General features: G+C 72.7%; 5 protein-coding genes. 1 reads left to right on the top strand and 4 read right to left on the bottom strand.

Going from position 1 to position 6,699, the window contains the following annotated elements; genetic code table 11:
- Positions 1 to 121: 121 nt before the first annotated feature.
- Together ahcY and FS532_RS08355 are read right to left on the bottom strand one after the other, a co-directional pair.
- Positions 122 to 1,600: an adenosylhomocysteinase gene (gene ahcY, locus FS532_RS08360; protein WP_144752492.1), complete on the bottom strand. Its 1,479-nt coding sequence runs from the start codon at positions 1,598 to 1,600 to the stop codon at positions 122 to 124.
- A gap of 103 nt (positions 1,601 to 1,703) precedes the next feature.
- Positions 1,704 to 1,919, bottom strand: a complete 216-nt coding sequence (locus FS532_RS08355; protein WP_144752489.1) for a DUF3499 family protein — start codon at positions 1,917 to 1,919, stop codon at positions 1,704 to 1,706.
- 58 nt (positions 1,920 to 1,977) lie between these two features.
- Between FS532_RS08355 and FS532_RS08350 the strand changes: the two genes are divergently transcribed.
- Positions 1,978 to 2,418 carry a hypothetical protein gene (locus FS532_RS08350; RefSeq protein ID WP_079236434.1) on the top strand — a complete coding sequence of 147 codons (441 nt, stop codon included), beginning with the start codon at positions 1,978 to 1,980 and terminating at the stop codon, positions 2,416 to 2,418.
- A 31-nt stretch (positions 2,419 to 2,449) separates the two neighbouring features.
- Here the strand turns inward: FS532_RS08350 and FS532_RS08345 are convergent, their stop codons facing one another.
- On the bottom strand, positions 2,450 to 3,853 hold the full coding sequence (locus tag FS532_RS08345) for a DUF5719 family protein (RefSeq protein ID WP_144752486.1): 1,404 nt from the start codon (positions 3,851 to 3,853) through the stop codon (positions 2,450 to 2,452).
- Entirely contained in the window at positions 3,850 to 6,687 is a 2,838-nt protein-coding gene (locus FS532_RS08340; protein ID WP_144752483.1) for a glycosyltransferase, read from the bottom strand. Before FS532_RS08340 ends, FS532_RS08345 begins: the two co-directional genes overlap by 4 nt.
- Between the last annotated feature and the right edge of the window lie 12 nt (positions 6,688 to 6,699).

The raw sequence follows: 6,699 nt of genomic DNA, 5'->3' as shown, positions 1-6,699 counted from the left end.
GGCGCGCCGCCCGGCTGCCGGTCCGTCTTCGCGCCCCGTTGCGAACGTCGCGCCCCGTTGTGTCGGGGCGCGATGTTCGCAACGGGGCGCGATCGTCCGACCACCGCGGACGCGCGCCGCGTCAGTAGCGGTAGTGCTCCGGCTTGTACGGGCCCTCGACCGGGACGCCGATGTACGCCGCCTGCTCCGGACGGAGTTCGGTGAGCGCGACCCCGAGGGCGTCGAGGTGCAGGCGCGCCACCTTCTCGTCGAGGTGCTTCGGCAGGACGTACACGCCGGTCGGGTACTCCGCGCGCCGGGTGTGCAGCTCGATCTGGGCGAGCACCTGGTTCGTGAACGAGTTGCTCATCACGAACGACGGGTGCCCGGTCGCGTTGCCGAGGTTCATGAGCCGCCCCTCGCTCAGCACCAGGATCGAGCGGCCGGTCGGCAGGCGCCACTCGTGCACCTGCGGCTTGATCTCGACCTTCTCGACACCTGGCAGGGACTCGAGGCCGGCCATGTCGATCTCGTTGTCGAAGTGCCCCACGTTCGCGACGATCGCGAGGTGCTTCAGCCCGAGCATCTCGTCCACGCCGACGACGCCGAGGTTGCCCGTGCAGGTGATGACCATGTCGACCTCGCCGACGACGTCCGCCAAGCGAGCGACCTGGTAGCCGTCCATCGCCGCCTGGAGTGCGCAGATCGGATCGACCTCGGACACGATCACCCGTGCGCCCTGGCCGCGCAGTGCCTCGGCCGCACCCTTGCCGACGTCGCCGTAGCCGACGACGAACGCCACCTTGCCGCCCATCAGGACGTCGGTCGCACGGTTCAGGCCGTCGGGCAGCGAGTGACGGATGCCGTACTTGTTGTCGAACTTCGACTTCGTGACGGAGTCGTTGACGTTGATCGCCGGGAACTTCAGCTCACCGGAGCGGGACAGCTCGTACAGGCGGTGCACGCCCGTGGTCGTCTCCTCCGTGACGCCCTCGATGTCGGCCGCGATGCGGGTCCAGCGGTCGGTCGACTCCTGCAGCGAGGCGGCGACGGTGTCCAGGACGATCTTCCACTCGGCGCTCGCGTCGGCACCGGCATCGGGGACTCGGCCCGCCGCCTCGGCGTCGGCACCGGTGTGCACGAGCATCGTCGCGTCACCGCCGTCGTCGAGGATCAGGTTCGGGCCGATCCACTCGGCGCCGACTGCCTCGGCCTCGGCAGACCAGTCGAAGATGCGGCTGGTGCACCACCAGTACTCCTCGAGCGTCTCGCCCTTCCACGCGAAGACCGGCACACCGGCCGGGGACTCGGGGGTACCCGTCGGCCCGACCGCGATCGCCGCGGCGGCTTCGTCCTGCGTCGAGAAGATGTTGCAGCTCGCCCAGCGGACCTGCGCGCCGAGCGCGACGAGGGTCTCGATGAGCACGGCGGTCTGCACGGTCATGTGCAGGGAACCCGCGATGCGCGCGCCGGCGAGCGGCTGCGATGCGCCGAACTCCTCGCGCAGGGACATCAGGCCCGGCATCTCGTTCTCGGCGAGGCGGATCTGGTGACGGCCCGCCTCGGCGAGGGCGAGGTCGGCGACGCGGAACGGTGCTGCGGTACGGGCTTCGGTGGGCATGCCCATCAGTCTTCCATGCCGGGAGGCGCGGGTCGTCAGGCGACGTCGGTCAGGTGATCCGTGCCTCCAGTCCGCCCCCTGTGGAGGACTGAGCAGAGCGCGCTCAGTCGGCGTCGCGGCGGAGCGGCTCACGCCGCACCACCTGCCAACCGCGTGGCACGCGCAGCTGCGCTGCGTGGCGCTGGCAGAGGTCGTACCCGTGGGGTTCGACACGCGTGGAGAGCGGTCCGACGACCACCATCGAGTCGCCGTAGTCGTACGTCAGCGTCGCCGCGGCGCTCGCGCCACAGGCCACCTTGCTGCAGATCCGTACGTCCATACCGTCCACGACCCTAGCGGAGCGCTGCTGGGACCGGAGTCGCGCGTACGATGTGGGGATGCGTCGCAGGACCCGTCTCGTCACACCGGTCGACCGAGGCCGCGGCCGCTCCCGGCACGGTCGCGGCGGACGGTCCAGCGTGACCGGTCCGGACCTCGCGCCGATCATCACCCGCGCCGAGACCTTCGACCGGATCGTCGGCGACACCGCGCACTACCTGCTCGGACTGTGGCCGGACGAACTCCAGGGCGTCGTGTTCCAGGTCGCGGACATGCCGACCGACGCGACGCTCCCCGACCACATGCCGCGGTGGCGCGTCGACCGCGAGCAGCGTCGCGTGACCGTGTTCCGGATCCCCGTCGAGCGCGTCACCCGCAGCCCGGAGAAGGACGACACCGACAAGCGGGTCATCATCGAGACCGCGGTGTTCCGTGCCGTCGGCGAACTGATCGACAAGGATCCGTGGGACCTGGCACCGGACCGCTACCGCCACTGGTGACCCGCGGCGCGCGGTCCACGCGCGACCCGGGTCAGGGGTAGACGCGCACCGGCGTCGACACCTCGGTCGCCGCGCGCACCGGGAACCCGGCGATGCCGTCACCGCTCTGGAACGTGACCCCCGCGACGAGACCCTTCGTCCCCGTGAGCGTGAGCTGCTTCGACACGGGCACGATCACCGTCTGGGTCGCGCCCGCGACGACGTCGACCTGCTGCTCCTCGTCGCCCGTCCGGATCGTGACCCGGGCGTCGGTGCGGGTCGGGTTCACGAACGTCAGGCGCTGGTTGTTCCCGGGCGCGAGCGCGGTGATCGTCGTCCCGCCGAGCGGTTCGGCGGACGCGAACCACCCGAGGTCCGTGCGGTCGTCGTCGGTCGGGGTCGTGGTCCGGGCGCCGGCGACGATCGGCACCGTGGAGGTGACCGTGAACGAGTAGCGACCGTCCGGGAAGTCGTCGAGGGCGACGTCCGTCACGACACCGGGCTCGGCGGTGGCGTTCACGGTGGAGCCGCCGCCGTCCGAGGTGGTGATGCCGAGGGTGACGCGAGCCGCCTGGGTGCCGGGCACGAACAGCCGGACGATCGGTGCGGCGTCGGCGGTGTCGTCGCCGCGCTGTGCCTCCTGGGCGCCCTTCAGCACGACGCCGGGGATGATCTGCGTCGTCGAGGGTGCCGCTCCCCCGGAGACGATGTCGAAGCCACCCGGGGTCAGCGTGCGGACGATCGACTCCTGCATGTGGGCGACGATCTGGCCGCCGGAGGACTCGACGTGGACGACGGTGGAGCCCTGGTCGGACACGAAGCCCGACAGCGGGACGACCTTCTGCGTGTTCGGCGCGACGACGATGCCGGTCGTGCCGGGGGCGCTCACGGTGCCGGTGCCGTCGTAGATCGACAGGTCGACGGTGGCGTTCACGTCGGTCGGGTTCGAGAGCGTGACGAGGCTGGTGCGTCCGGTCTCGGTGGAGCCGCCGACGAGCCACGTGGACTGGCTCGGGTCGTCGCAGGACGCTGCGCCGACGCCGACCAGGTCGCCGCTCGAGACGCTCTGGTAGCTGCTGCCGGCGACCTGGGGCGTGGACTTCCCCGCCGGGGCGGCGAGGAGCCGCGGGTCGCTGCCGCCCGTCGTCGACGGGTCGAGCGAGGAGCGCTCGACCGTCGACCCCGTGGTCGCGGTCGCCACGGTGGCGGACCCGACCGTGCTGGCCTTCGTCGCGTCGTTGCCGGCATCGTCGGACAGGCGGAGGGCGCTGCCCGCGCAGACGCGCTCGGCGTCGGCCGGCACCGGGGTGACGGTCTTGCCGGCCGGACGTCCGGGATCGGACTCGGTGCCGAGGGCGTGCGCCGCGGTGACGGCACCGGCGGCCACGACCACAGCGATCGCGGTGGCGGTGCCGCGGACGATCCAGCGACGGACGGAGGCGGTGTCGGTGCTCATTCGTCGCGCTCCTCGTCGAAGGTGGTGGCGGGTTCCTCGGCCTCGATGACGTTCGAGGTGGCACGGCGGCGCCGGGGTGCCGTCGGCACGGCGAGCAGGGCCGCGGCGCCGAAGACCACGCCGAGCACGATCAGGTAGAGCACGTGGGTGGCGTGGGCACCGGCCGATCCGGTGGAGGGCCGGTCGACGTCGCCCTCGTAGTGGAACAGCTGGCCGCTGGTCGTCTCACCGATGCTCGTGAACAGCGCGTTCTGGCCGATCGCGCCGGCGGCACGGTCGTGGACGTCGCGCGCGGCCTGGTCGTCCGAGGCGTCGTCGAGCAGGACGAAGCTGATGCCGAGCTGCCGGAGCGCCGGCTCGGGGTCGTAGCCGCTCCGGCTGGCGAGGTTGCCCGCCAGGGTCGCGAGCTGCGAGCCCGAGCGGCTCAACGTCAGGGCGGTGGAGTCGAGCGTCGACTGGTCGTCGAGCGTCGAGCCCTGACCGCGTTCGAGCGACACCGCGAGCGAGCCGTCGGTCTGCGGCTGGACGACGAGCGTCCCGACGTCCGGGTTCGCCTGTGCCTCGGCGTTGACGTACGCGCTGAGGACGCGGCCGGTGGTCGGCTGGATGACGGCGTTGCCGAGGTAGAACGCACCGAACGCCGGGGCCACGGTGACGGCGGCGAGGACGGTCGTGACGAGCCCGGCGACGGGGGCGAGCCGCGGCAGGACGTCGATGCCGATGCACGCGGCGGCGACGATCCCGAGCCAGTACACGGACAGGCCACTGCCGGGCCAGACGATCGTGGTGGTCGAGCCCACACCCGTGACGGTGACCTGGGTCGCCGCGTACGCGGTCGCGAACCCGAGCAGGGCGACGACGAGGGCTCCCCCGGCGACGGCCCACCGGTGCCCGAGCATCGCGCCGATCGCGGCGACGGCGACCGGCAGCGCGAGGACGGCCATCAGGACGGGGAGGATCCACGCGGCGAGCGCGAGCCCGGACGTCGTGGGCAGCCAGCCGCTCCAGTCCGGCACGGGCTGGCCGATGGCGAGCTGGAACGCCGACGGGGCACGCGTCGCAGAGGGGACGCCGGGGTCGGCGAACACCGCGAGCACGTTGCCGCGGGAGACCTGCGCGAGCACCAGCGGCAGGAAGAGGACGGCGGCCGGCACCGGGATGAACACCCGGCGGTGCGCACGGCGCCAACCGACGACGAGCGACACGAGCCACGCGACGAGCAGGACGGGCAGCAGCGACGGGGCCGAGGCGGCGACCACCGCGAACAGCAGCGAGGCGCCGGACGCCCAGGCCCACGACCGGTGCGCCTCGAGCACGGCGAGGAACAGCCACGGCAGCAGGACGTGCGCGATGACGGCGCCGAGGTGTCCGCTGGTGACGGCGCCGACGAGGGTCGGGGCGATCGTGTAGAGCGCCGCGCCGACGACGGGGACCCAGGTCCGGGTCGTGACCTTGCGGACGGCGAACCAGGCGCCGAGCGCGGCGACCGGGAACGCGACGAGCATCACGAGCACGACCGAGGTCGACGGCGACCAGAAGGTGATCGACCCGAGGACCGCGACGACGGCCGCGAACGGGTCGGACGGGCCCGTGAACCCGGTGCCGATCGAGTGCCAGCCGTACCCGACGTTCTGCCACAGCCGGGCGACGTCGGTGCTGAGCGGCAGGAGGCCACCCCCGGTCAGCGCCGGCGAGCCGAGGAGCGGGTACAGCGTGACGACGCTGAGGACGGCCGCGGCGAGGACGACCCAGATGCCGCCGTCGCCGAGGAACGACGCCCGGGCGATGGGGGCGTCCTCGACGCGGGCGAGTTCGACGTCCCGGGAGGTCGTGCGCCGCTCGTGCACCCGACGCCAGCTCACGCGGAGCGGCTCGACGGCGGCCCAGCCGAGCTTCTTGTTGCGGGCCAGGGTCCGACGGGAGCGCCCGACACCGCCCCCGAAGGCCACGGCGAAGGCGGCGGAGAGCTCGGCGCTGACGGCTGCGGGGTGCTTCGCGACGAGGTGACCGATCGCACGTCCGATCGCGAACGGCACGAGCGTCAGCCAGTGGATCCAGAGGACCCCGGCGGAGGCGTAGGTCATCCGTCGGTGGAGCTGCGCCTGGCGGTGCATCCGGACGCGACGACGCTCCGAGACGCGCTTGCGCCCGAACTCCTCGATCGGGCCGGCGCTCGTGACCCGGGCCTCGGGGACGACGGCGACGCGGTGACCGGCGAGGCGGACCCGCACGCAGAAGTCGAGCGCGGCGTCGACGTCGGGCAGCGCCGGGTCGAAGCCCCCGAGCTCGTTCCAGATCGAACGCCGGACGAGCATGCCGCCGGCGGCCACGGCCATCACGTCGGTGTTCCGGTCGTGCTGCCCCTGGTCGAGCTCGTCCTGCACGAGGACGAGGGAGCGGCCGAAGCGGGTCATGCTCTCGCCGAACGCACGGATCACCGCCGGGTCCTCGACCGACACCGACTTCGGGCCGGCGACGACGACGGACGGTGCGATCTCGACCGCGGAGAGCAGGTCGGCGAGCGCCGAGGGCGACGGCGCGTTGTCGTGCCCGAGCAGCCAGAGCCACTCGTCGACGGGCTCGTCGGCGACGGCGGGCGGCGCTTCGCGCTCGCCTCGCGCGACCGCCTCGCCGAACGGCCGACCGGCGGGCAGCCGCAGCAGTTCGGCGGAGCCGCCGAAGGACAGGTCCTTGGTGGAACCGTCGGTCGACCCGAGGTCGACGACGACGAGGTTCTCGGGGTGGCGGGTCTGGGCGGCGAGCGCGTCCAGGGTCCGGTCGAGGTGGTCCGCCCCGTTGGCGGCGACGAGGATCGCGGTGACTCTGGGCTGCATGACGGGCGTCAC

Origin of the sequence: Curtobacterium pusillum, from assembly GCF_007673235.1 — a bacterium.
Classification (GTDB): Bacteria; Actinomycetota; Actinomycetes; order Actinomycetales; family Microbacteriaceae; genus Curtobacterium; species Curtobacterium pusillum_C.
Note: the sequence above shows the minus strand (reverse complement) of the source record. Positions and strands in the feature narration are given on the sequence as shown.

Excerpts from the sequence above, each read along its gene's own strand:
- ahcY (WP_144752492.1), bottom strand. The coding sequence starts at position 1,600 with ATGCCCACCGAAGCCCGTACCGCAGCACCGTTCCGCGTCGCCGACCTC.
- FS532_RS08355 (WP_144752489.1), bottom strand. The coding sequence starts at position 1,919 with ATGGACGTACGGATCTGCAGCAAGGTGGCCTGTGGCGCGAGCGCCGCG.
- FS532_RS08350 (WP_079236434.1), top strand. The coding sequence starts at position 1,978 with ATGCGTCGCAGGACCCGTCTCGTCACACCGGTCGACCGAGGCCGCGGC.
- FS532_RS08345 (WP_144752486.1), bottom strand. The coding sequence starts at position 3,853 with ATGAGCACCGACACCGCCTCCGTCCGTCGCTGGATCGTCCGCGGCACC.
- FS532_RS08340 (WP_144752483.1), bottom strand. The coding sequence starts at position 6,687 with ATGCAGCCCAGAGTCACCGCGATCCTCGTCGCCGCCAACGGGGCGGAC.